12 protein-coding genes are annotated in these 15,244 nt (G+C 57.5%); 7 read left to right on the top strand and 5 right to left on the bottom strand.

Going from position 1 to position 15,244, the window contains the following annotated elements; all coding sequences use genetic code 11:
• Position 1: 1 nt before the first annotated feature.
• The 6 genes from ACB035_RS15830 (at position 2) to ACB035_RS15805 (ending at position 7,446) form a co-directional block, all read left to right on the top strand.
• Positions 2-1,513 (top strand): hypothetical protein, encoded by a 1,512-nt coding sequence (locus tag ACB035_RS15830; RefSeq protein ID WP_371167699.1) that lies wholly within the window; start codon positions 2-4, stop codon positions 1,511-1,513.
• Between the two features lie 13 nt (positions 1,514-1,526).
• Complete coding sequence (locus ACB035_RS15825) at positions 1,527-2,126, top strand: sigma-70 family RNA polymerase sigma factor (RefSeq protein ID WP_005333245.1); 600 nt, start codon at positions 1,527-1,529, stop codon at positions 2,124-2,126.
• Positions 2,119-2,898, top strand: a complete 780-nt coding sequence (locus ACB035_RS15820) for a DUF3379 domain-containing protein (RefSeq protein WP_371167659.1) — start codon at positions 2,119-2,121, stop codon at positions 2,896-2,898. Before ACB035_RS15825 ends, ACB035_RS15820 begins: the two co-directional genes overlap by 8 nt.
• 402 nt (positions 2,899-3,300) lie before the next feature.
• Positions 3,301-4,587, top strand: coding sequence for an outer membrane protein transport protein (locus tag ACB035_RS15815; RefSeq protein WP_005360328.1), 1,287 nt, complete (start codon positions 3,301-3,303; stop codon positions 4,585-4,587).
• A gap of 251 nt (positions 4,588-4,838) precedes the next feature.
• Entirely contained in the window at positions 4,839-6,107 is a 1,269-nt protein-coding gene (locus tag ACB035_RS15810; protein WP_371167658.1) for an OmpP1/FadL family transporter, read from the top strand.
• Between the two features lie 115 nt (positions 6,108-6,222).
• On the top strand, positions 6,223-7,446 hold the full coding sequence (locus ACB035_RS15805) for an EAL and HDOD domain-containing protein (protein ID WP_005333249.1): 1,224 nt from the start codon (positions 6,223-6,225) through the stop codon (positions 7,444-7,446).
• Here ACB035_RS15805 and ACB035_RS15800 read toward each other — a convergent pair.
• Positions 7,443-8,618: an acetyl-CoA C-acyltransferase gene (locus ACB035_RS15800; protein ID WP_371167657.1), complete on the bottom strand. Its 1,176-nt coding sequence runs from the start codon at positions 8,616-8,618 to the stop codon at positions 7,443-7,445. The two genes, ACB035_RS15805 and ACB035_RS15800, sit on opposite strands and share 4 nt — an antisense overlap.
• Before the next feature lie 122 nt (positions 8,619-8,740).
• On the opposite strand from ACB035_RS15800, the gene ACB035_RS15795 reads away from it, so the two are divergent.
• Positions 8,741-9,133, top strand: coding sequence for a MerR family DNA-binding transcriptional regulator (locus tag ACB035_RS15795; protein WP_005360322.1), 393 nt, complete (start codon positions 8,741-8,743; stop codon positions 9,131-9,133).
• Positions 9,134-9,239: 106 nt separating this feature from the next.
• Here the strand turns inward: ACB035_RS15795 and rplY are convergent, their stop codons facing one another.
• The 4 genes from rplY to ACB035_RS15775 form a co-directional block, all read right to left on the bottom strand.
• Entirely contained in the window at positions 9,240-9,527 is a 288-nt protein-coding gene (gene rplY / locus ACB035_RS15790) for a 50S ribosomal protein L25 (RefSeq protein ID WP_005333252.1), read from the bottom strand.
• Between the two features lie 116 nt (positions 9,528-9,643).
• Positions 9,644-10,531, bottom strand: coding sequence for a hypothetical protein (locus tag ACB035_RS15785; RefSeq protein WP_371167656.1), 888 nt, complete (start codon positions 10,529-10,531; stop codon positions 9,644-9,646).
• Between the two features lie 95 nt (positions 10,532-10,626).
• A complete protein-coding gene (gene hrpA / locus ACB035_RS15780) occupies positions 10,627-14,526 on the bottom strand; it encodes an ATP-dependent RNA helicase HrpA (protein WP_371167655.1) in 3,900 nt (1,299 codons plus the stop codon).
• A 240-nt stretch (positions 14,527-14,766) separates the two neighbouring features.
• Positions 14,767-15,189, bottom strand: a complete 423-nt coding sequence (locus tag ACB035_RS15775; RefSeq protein ID WP_368193822.1) for a CBS domain-containing protein — start codon at positions 15,187-15,189, stop codon at positions 14,767-14,769.
• Positions 15,190-15,244: the final 55 nt, after the last annotated feature.

Genomic DNA, 15,244 nt, shown 5'->3' with positions numbered 1-15,244 from the left:
GTTGCTCGCACTCGCGAGTCCACTTTGCTGGGCCTTGCCCCCCCGGGCAGAGCTGCTGCCGGGGGCTGACCCCAGCGATTGGCTGCTGATCATCGAAGCGGATGGCGAGCGCCAGAGCAGCGAGCTGGAGATCTCCCCCCTACTGCGCCAGTTTGTAGTGGGCAGAGTGACCATGAGCCGGGTCACCACCCCGGTACAACAACTGACTCGCTGGCAGATCCCGCTGCACCAGAGCGACTCACCCGCTAATACAAAGGTGGTGATTGCCCCGCTCAAGCTGGGAAATGAGTTCACTCCCTCGCTCACCCTGCCATTGAGAGAGGTGAAAACAGCGGCGCTGCCGCAACCCGCAGCACCCTCGCCCCTCGAGATGCAGGCTAGCCTTGATCATCAGGGCCCGCTCTATCCCGGCCAGCCGGTGATCTACCGGCTGACACTATGGCTGCCCACCAGTATGCAAAACCCGGCCCTGAGCGAACTCAGCTCTGCTAACTTCACCATCCGTCGCCTCGGTAGCGACGAGTGGATCGCCCCCGTTCAGGCTGGTCTACCCGGCCGGCTCACCCGCAGCTGGCTTATTCAGGCAAAAGCGCCGGGACTCTGGTACCTCGACTCGCCCCGCTTGCAGGGGCAGCTCACGCAGCAAGGGGGAAAAGCGCAAAAACTCTCGGCCCGTGCGGCACCTCTCGAGGTGAGGGTCGACAAGGCACCCGCCACGCCAGTGGCCACCCGCCTGACCCTGAGTCAACGGCTCGAACCGACCACCATGGGGGAAGTGGGTGAACCGCTGATCCGTATCCTCACCCTGGCCATGGAGAATGGTGACAGCAGCCAGATCCAGCTTTCCCCCCTGATGGCCCATCAACTGCCAAGCGGCATACAGGCACATCACGATGGCGAGCAACAGCAGGAGCGTTACCGCGATGGCAAGTTGCTGTTTGAGCGACAGTGGCGCCAGACTCTGGTCGCGGAGCAGAGCGGCGACTATCAGCTGCCCCCCATTGATCTGCCCTGGTTTAATACCCAAAGCGGCCGGATTGAGCAAGCCAGCCTGCCTGCCATCACGCTGACGTTTCAGGCAACGACAAATCGGCAACCTGATCAGCAGACATCGCAGGTGGCACTGCGAGAGAGCCTTTGGTGGGTCGTGCTGGCCATAACGCTGCGTGCACTATGGCGCAACGTGCCACGCTGGCGCGCCTTCTATCAACTGCAACGTGCCCTTGCCCAACACCAGCCGGATGCCAGTCGCAAGGCACTGATCCGATGGGCGACCTTGCGCTGGCAGGTCTCCTATTATCAATTAGGCCAGTTGTCCGACGCTGGGCATAATCGGCTCGGCAACGCGCTCGCCGCACTCGAGCGAGCCTGTTTTGCACGACCCTCTTCTGGCCCGCCCATCGAGTGGTGCGCTCTGGCGCGTACCCTCAGGGCTGATGAAACGGACGGTATTGCGTACCTGATTTACCTGCTGGCGCACGGGAGTTCCCGCTCCCGCCGCCACGCCCCCTGACAAGGATTGCCCAATGGCACTGCTGTTTTTTAGAAAAAAACGTGCTCAGCAGCATATTGGTGGAAATGATCCGGCCACTTCGCCGGTCTCTGATCCCATGGCTGACAAACAAACCAAATTTGAAGCACTGGTTCATGCGCTGCATGGCGATCTCTACCGGTATGCCTACTGGCTGACCCGGGATCCCAACGTGGCGGAAGATCTGGTGCAAGAGACCTTCCTGCGTGCCTGGAAGGCTATCGACACCCTGCAGGATGACAAGGCGGCCAAAGGGTGGCTGATCACCATCCTCAGACGGGAGAACGCCCGCCGCTTTGAACGCAAACAGCTGGAGCTGGTGGATCTCGACGATCACCCTCAACCCCAGCACGATGCGCTGCACAGCGAGCAGGAGATGGAGAACGAGTGGTTGCACCGTCACATCGCCCGGTTGCCCGAGGAGTACCAGGAGCCACTGCTGCTGCAAGTCGTGGGAGGATTCAGTGGCGAGGAGATTGCCGAGATGCTCGGCCTCAACAAGAACACCGTCATGACCCGCCTGTTTCGCGCCCGCAACCAGATCAAGGAGGCGATGGAGCAGAAGAACCAAGCAAGAGGACACGGACATGGATGAACTCGAATTTCGCCGCAACGCCATGATCCAGCCCAACGATCAACAACCGGACTTTCTCAAAACCGCTGAAGCAAGCCAGGCTAATCGGAACTATCTCGACGAGATGAAACAGTTCGACAGAACTCTCAAGCATGCCATGCAGGTTGAGGTTCCCGCCGGACTGGCCGAGCGGATCCTGCTCAGGCAAGCCATGCTGCAAGACAGTGATGCGCCAGATGATATGCCGCCATCCCGACCCCTTAGCACGGCGCCAGTCAAGCTCCGGACATCGACATCCTGGCGCCAGATCGCCCTGGCTGCATCGGTCGCCTTCCTGCTGGGAATGAGCACCCGCTGGATCACGCTGCCAGAAACGGCTCCTGCGGCCCTCTCCCTCGCACAGGTAGCGATGGCTCATGTCTATGGCGAAGAACCCTTTATTGAAGGTGTCGATGAGCAGGTCAATCTCCATAACATCAATGCCAAGATGGAGAAGTATGGCGCCACCTTAAGCGGGATGGATGGGCTCAAGGTGACCTATGTCAATCACTGCTCGTTTTATCAGGGACCAGCCTTGCACATGGTGATCCAGGGAAAGATGGGGCCAGTCACCCTCTTTTTAGTGCCCAAACATGTGCCATTAACCCTGCAACAGGCCACCTTTGAAGATGGCACCCTCAAAGGGGAGATTGTCCAGCTCAAAGGCGCCAATATGGTACTGATTGGCGAGATGAAAGAGCCACTTGCCCCCGTTGCCAACGCCCTGCAGTCACGTCTGCAGTGGGACATTTAACATCGCTGGTTAACAACCTCAGATCCATCCTCAATAGCAGGCGGCGGTCACGAGCCGCTGCCTGTTCCCCCCCTGATTACTCCCCTTTGTCACTCATTTGCCTCAAGATTTCGAAAAATTGACAAAATTATTTTTGTGACGGAGATCGGCAATCCAGGTCAATAATCCATCTTTAGACCCTGAAAATGATGAATTAAACAGCAAGTTAAAACAAATGATTAACACATCGATCACTTTTATGTATTCTGCTGTCACTGGTCTGATTTCTTACCTCCTACCAGATCCATAGAATCACGCCAGAATTGATTGGGAAGAAGCTGAAATAAAAACGGATTTTGTCGAGGTTTGCATTGAACGTGCAGCCAATATCGGCAAAAAAATCTGCCTACAAGAGAGAACACCATGACGACAACTATTTTCAAGAAGAGCCTGATTGCCGCCACCATCGCGCTGGCCACCGGTCAAGTCCATGCTGCGGCATTCCAGTTGAACGAGCACTCGGCCTCCGGTCTGGGTCGCGCCTATGCCGGTGAAGCAGCTATTGCCGACAACGCCTCCGTTCTGGCCCGTAACCCTGCGGCCATGACCACCTTCGACAAGATGGCAGTTTCTGTCTCCGGCACCTACATCAAACCGGATGTCGATGTGGATGGTGCTGTTTACGCTGGCGCGAACAAAATGGCGCCAGCCAGCGAAAGTGGCATTGCTCCGGCAGCCTTCGTTCCCGCCTCCTACTTTATTCAGCCGCTGAATGACCAGTGGGCTTGGGGTATTGGCATCTTCTCCAACTACGGTCTCTCCACCGAATACTCCAAAACCTTCCCGGCTGGTGCCGGTGCTGGCGATACCGAGTTGATGACCTTCAATATCAACCCGAACATTGCCTATCGTGTCAACGAACACTTCAGTGTCGGTGCCGGTATCAACGCCGTTTACGGTGCCGCCGAACTCAACCGCTATGCCGGTCTGCTGGGCCCACTGAACCCACCTAGCCAAGGTGGCCCGCTGCCGACAGATACTCGTCTGGCTCACCTTAAAGGCGACACCTGGGGCTTTGGCTGGAACGTTGGTACCCTGTATGAAGTCAATGAAAACCATCGCTTCGCACTGACCTACCGTTCACAAGTCGATATGAGCTTTGACGGTGATTTCCAAGGCGCAAGCTCACTGAATCGCACCGTGGATGGCAACCTGAAGCTGGATCTGCCTGCACAAGCCGAGTTCGCTGGTTACCATCGCCTGAGCCCGCAGTTTGCTGTTCATTACTCTGTAAACTGGACTGACTGGAGCGCCTTCCAGGAGCTGAAAGCAACCAGCAGCCAATGTGCTGGCGGCGTATGTCTGCAAAAAGATGAGAAGTTCAAAGATTCTACTCGCTACTCCATCGGCGGTACCTGGTATATCAACCCAGCATGGGAAGCTCGCATGGGCTTTGCCTACGACAACACCCCGATCGAAGCTGACTACCGCAGCCTGAGCATTCCCGACTCAGACCGTATCTGGTACAGCGCCGGTGCCACCTACCATATCAACACCGATATGAGCGTTGACTTTGGTATGGCTTATCTGGACGGTAAAGAAGTTGACGTCAACGAAGGTCTACGTAGCCACTCCGACAGCCTGCGTTGGAAAGGAACTTCCCACGGCAACGCCTTCCTGGCCTCTGCCCAGTTCAACATGAAGTTCTGATTATTGATAGAATTGAAAGAGCGCCGTCAGGCGCTCTTTTTTATCCGCAAAAGCCAGCTCAGCGTACACATGTAGCACACACCTGTTTGTTTTTCTTTTTTAATCAAGCTATTAGAGTGCATCATCCCAGCATTTAATCTTGTTTTATCCAGATACTGGCCATTACCGTTGCCTTACTGGTCATACCATATAAAATCCTGCCTCCATTCATATGACCGATTGAACCTTCGGGTAACAGCAAGGATTTTGCCATGCATCCCATCATCAAACCGTCCGCCATCGCCCTGCTGGTGATCGCGGGTCAGACTCATGCCGCCGGGTTCCAGCTGGCTGAACAGTCCGCTACAGGCATGGGACGCGCCTTTGCCGGTGAGGCCGCCATCGCGGATAACGCCAGTGTGCTCTCCCGCAATGCAGCAGCCATGACCCGCTTCGATCAGATGGCGCTCTCTGGCGGAGTCATCTATGTCAGTCCTGACGTCAATATTGAAGGTAACACCCGCTTGCCGACCAAAGCCGGTATCGTCACCTCCGACGCCAGTGCACACGATATTGCCGCCGCGGCCTGGGTTCCCAGCGCCTATCTGATCATTCCACTCAACGAGCAGTGGCGACTCGGCTTCTCGGCAACCTCTTACTACGGCCTTGGCGTCAAGATGCCGGATAACTACAGCGCGGGACACTTTGGCAATGTCTCCGATATCAAGACCATGGATCTGGGTACCTCACTCGCCTATCGCATCAATGAGATGTGGTCAATTGGTGCCGGGATCTCTGCTATTCAGGGCGAAGGCGAAGTCGGTGGCACCTTCCCTTCTCGCAACCTGATCGCAAAACATTTGCAAGGGGATGGCTGGGCATGGGGCTGGAATGTCGGCACCTTGCTGGAGTTGTCCGAACAAACCCGAATTGGCCTCTCCTACCGTCACGATGTCACTTTGACCCTCTCGGGAGATGCTATCGTGGGCCGACCCAATGCAGATGGCTCCGTTACCGAAATCAGAGATACCGGCAGTCTGGATCTGCCGTTGCCAGCGACGGCAGAGTTGGCGGCATTCCATCAGCTGACTGACAAGCTGGCTATCCACGGCAGCCTGAACTGGACCAACTGGAGAAAATTCGTTCAGTTGGAAGCTGATCTCAACAATTTGCAGAACATGCACATCAAGGATGAGCACTGGGAAGATAGCTGGCGCTACGCCATCGGTATGACCTATCAGGTCACTCCCAAGTGGCAACTGCGCTCCGGTGTGGCCTATGACGCCAGCCCTGTGCCAGCCGATCGTCGTACCATTTCCATCCCGGATGCCGATCGGCTCTGGTACAGCCTGGGAATGGGGTATCAGTTCACGCCCAACCTGACCGTGGATCTGGGGCTGACCCTGATCGATGGCAAAAAGGTGGATGTCACTGAAAAAATGGAGCTGCAACCGGGTAATCCGATGACGACCTCCACCTTCCAAGGCACTTCCGAAGGGGATGCCTGGCTGGCTGGTGCACAATTGAGCTATCTCTTCTAAATTCCTTCCCTGCAAAAAACGCTATGCCAATTATTGCCTTACTCAATAAGGTGAACACTGGCATAGTGTTCTGCAACACCATAAAATCAACCCAGTACCTTTACTGGAGCAAGGCATGTATTCCTACGTAGCAAGACAGCCGATCCTCGACAGAGACCTCAAAACTCATGCCTATGAGCTGCTCTTTCGCGATAGTCTGAATAATGTCTTCCCGAGCATCTCCTCCCAGCAGGCGACGTCACGCCTGGTGGTCGAACAGTTCCTCCAACAAAATATCGATCAGCTGTTGGGAGGCCGCCCCTGCTTTATCAATTTCCCCCACTCACTGCTGCTGGAGGGATTGGCAGAGTGCCTGCCGCCCGAAAAAGTGGTGATTGAGATCCTGGAAGATTCCCCACCGGATGATGCCCTGCTGGAAAAGGTGAAACAGTTGCACAAGCTGGGATATCAACTGGCACTCGATGACTTCACCATGTCGCCGGATTGGGAGCGCTTCCTCCCCTTTATCCACATCATCAAGTTTGATCTTCGTGCCACCCCCCTGATGCAGATCAAAGTGTTTATCCAGCGGCATCAGACGCTGGGGCTCACCTATCTGGCGGAAAAAGTAGAGGACAAGGCGGAGTTCGAGCGGGTCAAACAGCTGGGGATCCAGCTGTTCCAGGGCTTTTTCTTCAGCAGACCCGAGATGGTCAAGCAAGCCACCATGGAGCCGGCGCAAGTCGTGGTGATGCAGTTGCTCAACGTGGTCAACGAGGCAGAGCCTGATATCAACAAGATTGAGCAGCTACTCGGTCAGGATATCTCCCTCTCTCTCAAGCTGTTGCGCTATGTCAACCATCTCAAAGGTCACACCAACCCTATTTCGTCATTTCGCCAGGCTGCCATCTATCTGGGCAACACCCAGCTAAAGCGCTTTGTCTCGCTGGTAGCCGCGACCAGCGCCGGCAAGGGCAAGAGCGCCGAGCTCTACCAGATGTCGATGATCCGTGCCCGCTTCTGTGAACTGCTGGCCCATGCCCACGCTCCGAGCCAGCAGGCACAACAAGCCTTTATCACCGGTCTCTTCTCCCTGCTGGATGTACTGATGGAGCAGCCGATGGACAAGCTGCTCGGCACTATCCCTCTTATCGACGATATTCGGCTGGCGCTGCTGGAGCGCAAAGGCAATCTGGGTTTCTACCTCGCGTTTTGTGAAGATTACGAGAGCGCCAACTGGTCACGGGTAACGGCCAGAACAGCCCGCCTGGGGCTGAGCGAGGATAAGGTGAGTCACCTCTATCTGGCCGCCACCACCTGGGTCACGGAACAACTGCTGGCGATGGAAGCCACCAATTAATTCGCCTCATCATTCACTTCGACCGCGATAGCGGTCGCCTCCCCGCCCCCGATACAGAGCGCGGCTACGCCTCGCCGCAGACCCCGTTGCCGCAGCGCGGCGATCAGCGTCACCAGAATGCGCGCGCCACTCGCCCCCAACGGATGACCGAGTGCACAGGCCCCACCATACACATTGACCTTGTGATGAGGGATGCCGACCCCGCTCATGGCCAGCATGGTGACCATGGCGAAGGCCTCGTTGATCTCGAATAGATCCACCTCTTCCACCGACCATGCAAGACGTGCCAGCAAGCGTGAAATGGCGCCAATGGGCGCAGAGGTAAACTCGGCGGGCAATGCCGCGTGGCTCTGATAACCGACGATCCGAGCCAGCACAGGTACCTGCCAGGCTTGCGCCGTGGCGCCATCCATCAATATCAGCGCCGCCGCACCATCCGAGATGGAGCTTGAATTGGCCGCCGTAATAGTGCCTTCCTTGCCAAATGCAGGCTTCAGGGTCGGGATCTTCTCCGGTCTGCCCTTGCCGGGCTGCTCGTCTTCGGCCAGCAACAAGCGATCACCGCGATAGACACTTGCCAGCTCGGATGCAAACGCGCCGGCTTGCTGCGCATCGCGGGCACGCTGCAACGACGCAAGAGCAAACTCATCCATGGCACTGCGGGTCAAACCGGCCTGATCGGCGCTGCGCTGGGCATGTATCCCCATCAGCTGGCCATCATAGGCATCTTGCAAACCGTCGAGGAATAGGTGGTCCAACACCTTTTGATGCCCCATCCGAAAGCCGTTGCGGGCATTATCCAGCAGATAGGGGGCACGGCTCATACTCTCCATCCCCCCCGCGACCACCACCCTGTTGTCACCAAGGCGGATGGTATCCGCCGCCAGCATCACTGCTTTCATGCCGGATCCGCACACCTTGTTGACCGTGGTAGCAGGCACACTATCTGGCAACCCTGCTTTCAACAACGCCTGCCGGGCTGGCGCTTGCCCCACGCCCGCCGCCAGCACATTGCCCATAAACACTTCATCGACCTGCTCCGGACTCAGCCCACTTTGCTGTAGTGCCGCCTCAATGGCACAGGCACCCAACTCAGGCGCAGTTACCTCTGCCAATGCCCCCTGAAACGCCCCCATCGGAGTCCGTTTTGCCGCCACAATTGCAATATCCATTTGCCTGCCTCTGTTTGTTACATGGCCATAACATAGGGGTTCTGACGCGATGGAACAAGAGTTGCAGTGCAGTTTACGTTTAGGTAAGGTGCAGACAGGATTTAGTTCGCCAAGAAGTCTGTATGAACAACAAGGATGAAGGACGGCGCTTCAGCATCAGTGAGCTGGCCCGGGAATTTGATATTACGACGCGCAGTATCCGTTTCTACGAGGATCAGGGGTTGCTCAATCCCGCACGAGAGGGCCAGACCCGCATTTACAGCAAGCAGGATCGGGTTCGCCTCAAGCTCACCTTGCGCGGCAAGCGGCTCGGGTTCAGCCTCGCCGAGATCCGCGAGTTGTTTGATCTCTATGATGCCGACAAGAGCAGCCGCACCCAGTTACAGACCATGCTGGGACTGGTTGAGGAGAAACGGGAGACACTGCAACAGCAGATGGAAGATATCAGGATGGTGCTGCTGGAGCTGGATGCTGCCGAGCAACGCTGCCAACAGGCCCTTAGCCAGCTGGGATAACCGGCTTGCTGGGCTGACTAGGCAGCTCTTTCAGCCCGATCACAAGATGCCAGATAGCAAAAAGCCACTCCTTAGAGTGGCTTTTCTTCGACCTGACGGTTCGCTATTAAACGCGAACGAAGTCCAGGTGGATCAGCTTGTAACGTACCGGGTGACGCTGGATAGCTTTCACTTTTACGTTAACTTCTTCACCGTTGATAACCAGAGTCAGTACAGACTCATAGAATTCCGGCTTCTCTTGAGCCAGGATCATTTTCTTGTGGTCAACAGTGATGGACAGGGCTTCTTTGCCTGCACCGTAAACGATGGCAGGAACTTGGTCAGCTTGACGCAGGCGGCGGCTCGCACCTTTCCCCAGGTCAGAACGGACTTCAGCTTGGAATACGAAAGACATAGTATGTATCTCTTTTGGATGAATTTATGGTGCTAACTGCGACCGGTCAGCACCTCGCAAAACGAGCGCGAATACTACCACGGGCCAAATTCGGATACAAGGTACCGACTCTGCATTTAGCGCCCCTGCTCCAACCGGGCGAATTGCTGCTGACGCTGGGCCGGGCTCAGAGCATCAAACCGCGCCAGGGTCTCGGCTCGCGGGCAGTAGAGACCCTCCCCCGTTCTGACTCGAATGCTCTTGCCAAGCCGCGGCTGGTTCTCTGCCACCAGCGCCAGCAAATAGCTGTAGGTATCGGCTCCCCGTGCACTGGATAACTGATTCGCTATACGCCACAGGGTCTCCCCTGCGGCGACCTGATGACACACGGTTTGTGGACCTCCGGCCGCAGGAGCCGAGAGGGTAAGCATGATGTCACTGCCTGCGGATAAGCTATCCGTGTGGCTGGCGAGCGCCATATGGGTGCTCGCTACTCCCTCATCCCCTTGGGCACCACTCATCCCCGCAGTGCGAAAGGTCACCCCCAGCTGAACCAGAAGAGGTTCGTTCTCGGCGGGATCGCTGGGCATATCAACACAACCGAACGCCTCTTGAGGTGTGCGGAACTCGGCGATAAAGGGCGCGACAGGTTGCGCGTGATAAGCAGGGGACCCACTCCCCTGCTGCACGATAGCACCAGCCGCAACAGCCTGCCCGGGGACGACCCCGTAAGCCATCTCGTCGATACGCCGCAGCCTTGCCAGATAGGTTTTGGAGAGCTGCGCCTCCCCCTCGAACAGGTCGAAGGGGGGCACCAACCGGGCAGGAAAGAGGATCTGCCAGCGACCGTGCTTCTGCTTTTGGGCCAGCGGCGGAAACTGATTGCCACGCCAGGCCACAAACATCGCAGGCGGCGTGCGCGCCAGCGGGTAATATTCCGGGTTCAACTGCACCCAGGTTTGTTCCGCGATGGGTTGATAACCGCTGATCACCACCTGCGCCACACTCAACCAGATCCCCAGCATCCTTGCCTCCCTGACTTGCGGTTTGAAGGGGCTACCTGACCGGCAACCCCTTCTCAGCACCCGCTATCATGCTGTTAAAACAGTTAGATAGCAGCTTAGCACTGAGCGATGGCGTTAAGCACCCGTTTATCGGAGACCGGATAAGGGGTCCCCAGATTCTGGGCAAAGAACGACACCCGCAGCTCCTCAATCATCCAGCGGATATTGGCCACCTCGGTGGGAACAAGCTGGGATTTGGGGATCTTGGCCAGCAGCGCCTTGTACTCCGACTCCACACTGTGCACCTTGAGCATGTAGACCCGATCCCGGTTGGGATCGATGGCAAGCTTCTCCAGGCGACGCTCGATGGCCCGCAGATAGCGCAGCAAATCAGGCAACCGCTGCCAGCCGGTCTCGGTGACAAAGCCCTTGTGGATAAGGTTGCCCAACTGCTGCTGGATATCCGACATGGCAAAGGCGGTATCGAGCTGCATCTTGCCCTTGAGCCGCTTCTTGATCTCATGGGACAACGTCAGCACAGCCTCCACCTGCTTGGCCACCTCCACTACCGCATCATTGAGCTCGGCGCGGACAAACTCCTTGAGCGCCTCGAAACCGGCCTCGTCCCAGGCCAGCCCGCCATGCTGCTCGATCAGCTTGTCGCAGCCGCAGGCGATACAGTCATCAATCAGCTCCGCCACCTTGCCAAACGGGTTGAAATAGAGCCCCAGCTTGGCCTTGTTGGGCAGCTTCTCCTGCAGATACTTGATAGGAGATGGCACGTTGAGCAGCACCAGCCGGCGCTGACCGGCCCACATCAGCTGCTGTTGCACCACCGGGCTCTCCACCAGCTGGATGGCAACAGAATCTTTCTGATCCACTAACGCCGGATAGGCCTTCACCTCGAAACCGCTGCGCTTTTGGCTGTACTCCTTCGGCAGCTCGCCAAAGCTCCACAGGGTGAGGCCGGACTGCTCGATGTCATCGTCCGCCACTTGCGACAGGGTCTCCTGTACCTTGCCACGCAGCGACTCTTTCAAGGCTTCCAGATCTTTCCCTTCCGCCACCTTCTTGTGCTTGTCATCCACCACCCGGAAGGTGAGTTTCAGGTGATCGGGCACCGCAGCCCAGTCCCAGGATTCGCGGGGTACGGTGACGCCGGTCATGCGGCGCAGTTGGCGCTCCATCTCGTCCAAGAGCGGCCCCTGCTCGGGGTTGATGCTGGCAAGCAGCGCATCGGCGTAGTTCGGCGCCGGCACAAAGTTTTTGCGCATCGGCTTGGGCATCGACTTGATCAGGGCGACCAGCAGCTCATGACGCAACCCCGGGATCAGCCATTCAAACCCCTTCACCTCCACCTGATTCAAGAGCGGCAGCGGAATATGCAGGGTCACGCCATCGGCGGACTCCCCCGGCTCGAACTGATAGGTCAGTTTGAGTTTGAGGCGTCCCTGCTGCCAGAAGTTGGGATAGTCGAGATCACTGATGTGAGCGGCATCCCCCTTCATCAGCATCTCTTTTTCGAAGTTGAGCAGCTCGGGATCCTGCTTTTGCACCTCTTTCCACCACTTGTCGAAGTGGCGGGCGGAGATCACCTCCTCCGGCAAACGGGCATCGTAGAAGCGGAACAAGTCCTCATCATCCACCAGGATGTCGCGCCGACGGGACTTGTGCTCCAGCGCCTCCACTTCGGTCAACAGCTTGCGGTTATCGCTGAAGAAACGGTGACGGGTCTCGAAATCCCCCTCCACCAGTGCGCGGCGGATAAACAGCTCGCGGCACAGCGCCGGATCGATACGGCTGAAGTTGATGGTGCGCTCATTGACCAGAGTCAGACCATAGAGGGTCACCTTCTCCTTGGCCATCACGGCACCGTTTTTCTTCGACCAGTGGGGGTCGCTGTGGTGCAGCTTGATGAGGTGACCTGCCAGCGGCTCCACCCACTCGGGTTCAATCTTGGCGTTGATGCGGGCGTAGAGGCGCGAGGTTTCCACCAATTCTGCGGCCATCACCCACTTGGGCGGCTTCTTGAACAGACCCGAGGCCGGGAACAGGTGGAAGCGGCCATTGCGAGCACCAAGGAACTCGGGCTTTTCCAGATCCTTGTTACCGATGTGGCTCAAGAGGCCGGTCAGCAGGGCACAGTGCACCGTCTTGAAATCCGCCGGTTCATGGTTGGCTTTAAAACCCAGCTCCTTGACCGTCTGACGCAGCTGGAAATGGATGTCCTGCCATTCGCGCACCCGCAGATAGGAGAGAAACTCCTTCTGGCACATGCGGCGGAACGGGTTGCTGCCAAGGGCATCCTGCTGCTCTTTCAGGTAGTTCCACAGATTGACGAAGGCGAGGAAGTCGGAATCCTTGTCCTCAAAGCGCCTGTGCTGTTCGTCGGCGGCCTGCTTCTTCTCCATGGGCCGCTCGCGGGGATCCTGAATGCTGAGGGCCGCGGTGATCACCATCACCTCGCTCAGGCAGCCAGTTTGCGCCGCGCTGATCACCATCTTCGCCAAACGCGGATCAAGGGGGATGCGCGAGAGCTGGCGACCGGTCTCGGTCAGCTGCAACTTGGCTTCGCGCTCGCCGGTGGCGGGCAGCTCGCGCACCGCCTCCAGCTCTTTCAAGAGAGTCAGGCCATCCTTGATATGGCGGGACTCTGGCGGCTCGACGAAGGGGAACGCCTCCATATTGCCAAGGCCGAGCGCCAGCATCTGCAGGATGACCGATGCCAAGTTGGTGCGCAGGATCTCGGGGTCGGTAAAGGCGGGACGGCTATTGAAATCCTCCTCCGAGTAGAGGCGGATACAGATGCCGTCCGCCACCCGACCGCAGCGCCCTTTACGCTGGTTGGCACTGGCCTGGGAGACCGGCTCGATGGGCAGGCGCTGCACCTTGGTGCGCCAGGAGTAGCGGCTGATGCGGGCGGTGCCCGGATCGATGACGTAACGAATGCCAGGCACCGTCAGCGAGGTCTCCGCAACGTTGGTGGCGAGCACGATGCGCCGTCCGGCATGTTGCTGGAACACCTTGTTCTGCTCGGCGTTGGAGAGGCGGGCGTAGAGCGGCAGCACCTCGGTATCGCGCAGATTGAGCTTGCGCAGGGCATCGGCGGTATCGCGGATCTCACGCTCGCCGTTCATGAAGATAAGGATGTCTCCTAAACCTTCTCTAGCCAGCTCTTCCACCGCATCGAAAATCCCCTGCAGCTCGTCACGCTCTTCCAGCCCTTCACTTTTATCACTGGTGAGCGGGCGGTAGCGCACCTCTACCGGATAGGTGCGGCCAGAGACCTCTATCACCGGCGCCTTGTTGAAATGGCGGGAGAAGCGTTGCGGGTCGATAGTGGCCGAGGTGATGATCACCTTGAGATCCGGGCGCTTGGGCAGCAGTTGCTTGAGATAGCCCAGGATGAAGTCGATATTGAGGCTGCGCTCGTGGGCCTCATCGATGATGATGGTGTCGTACTGGGTGAGCATCCGGTCGTTCTGGATCTCCGCCAGCAGGATACCGTCGGTCATCAGCTTGATATGGGTCTGCTCGCTCACCTGATCGGTAAAGCGCACCTTGTAACCCACGTAGTGACCGAGTTCGGACTCCATCTCCTCGGCAATACGGGCCGCCACAGTGCGGGCCGCCAGACGACGCGGCTGGGTGTGGCCGATGAAGCCCTTCACCCCGCGCCCCAGCGCCAGACAGATCTTGGGGATCTGGGTGGTTTTGCCCGAGCCGGTTTCCCCTGCAATGATCACCACTTGATGTTCTTGAATGGCCTTGGCGATCTCCGCCTGCTTCTGGCTCACCGGCAGGTTGTCCGGATAGGTGACCTTGGGCACTCCGGCCAGACGGGTTTGATAGCGCACTTCAGCGGCGGCCAAATCAGCAGCGATGGTCTCCAGCACGGCAGCCTGTTTGCCTTCAGGCAGCTTCTTGACCCCGTGCAGACGGCTGGAAAGGCGGCGAGCGTCGAGATTCATGCAGGCAGAGAGACGGCGGCGCAGCGCCTCGATAGAGAGAGACAAGGTACGAATTCCTTAAATAGGTGCCCAGAGGGGCCATATCGATAAGCTGGGAGCGATCCTAAAGAGCGAGCGGGGGCGGTGCAAGCCTTAACGTAGCGTTATATATGGGAAGACAGAGAGATTGGCCGCTCCTCAAACATGACAAAACAACCATTGTAAGATGGCATAATATGAATAAATGGCAGCATATGAAATAGCCAAAGCAAGCCGAAGCCTGCCTTGGGAGAGAGAAAAACAGGGTTAACCGTGGGTGTGATGGACAAAACAGGTGGTGAGCTGGGCGTGAATGGCCTGCATGACATTGTGACGATTGATGACCCCGAGCAGACGCCCTTCCTCCACTACCGGATAGATCTTCGGCTTTTGCCCCATCATCATCTCCGCCAGGCTCAAAATGCTGGTATCGGGTCCCACCGACAACACCTCCTTGCGCATCACATCTTTGACCTGCGCCACCTGTTCGCAGTGATAGGCCTCCTTAAGCAGCACTGCGATGCAATCCTGCTCGGAGATCCAGCCAATCAGATGGCCCTGCCCATCCACCACCGGGCCACCGAGCTGATGACTGTTCAGAAATTTCTCGACCGCAGCTTGCACCATCATGTCGGCAGTGAAGGTGATGGGTCTGCTCTGCATATAATCCCTGGCTTTTAGCGATTCCATATCTGCTCCCCTACGGTAGTCCATCAAGCTGGCGTCTTGTGCGCCGGTACCGGCA

Source organism: Aeromonas sp. S12(2024) (genome assembly GCF_041402305.1).
GTDB lineage: Bacteria > Pseudomonadota > Gammaproteobacteria > Enterobacterales > Aeromonadaceae > Aeromonas > Aeromonas veronii.
Note: the sequence above shows the minus strand (reverse complement) of the source record. Positions and strands in the feature narration are given on the sequence as shown.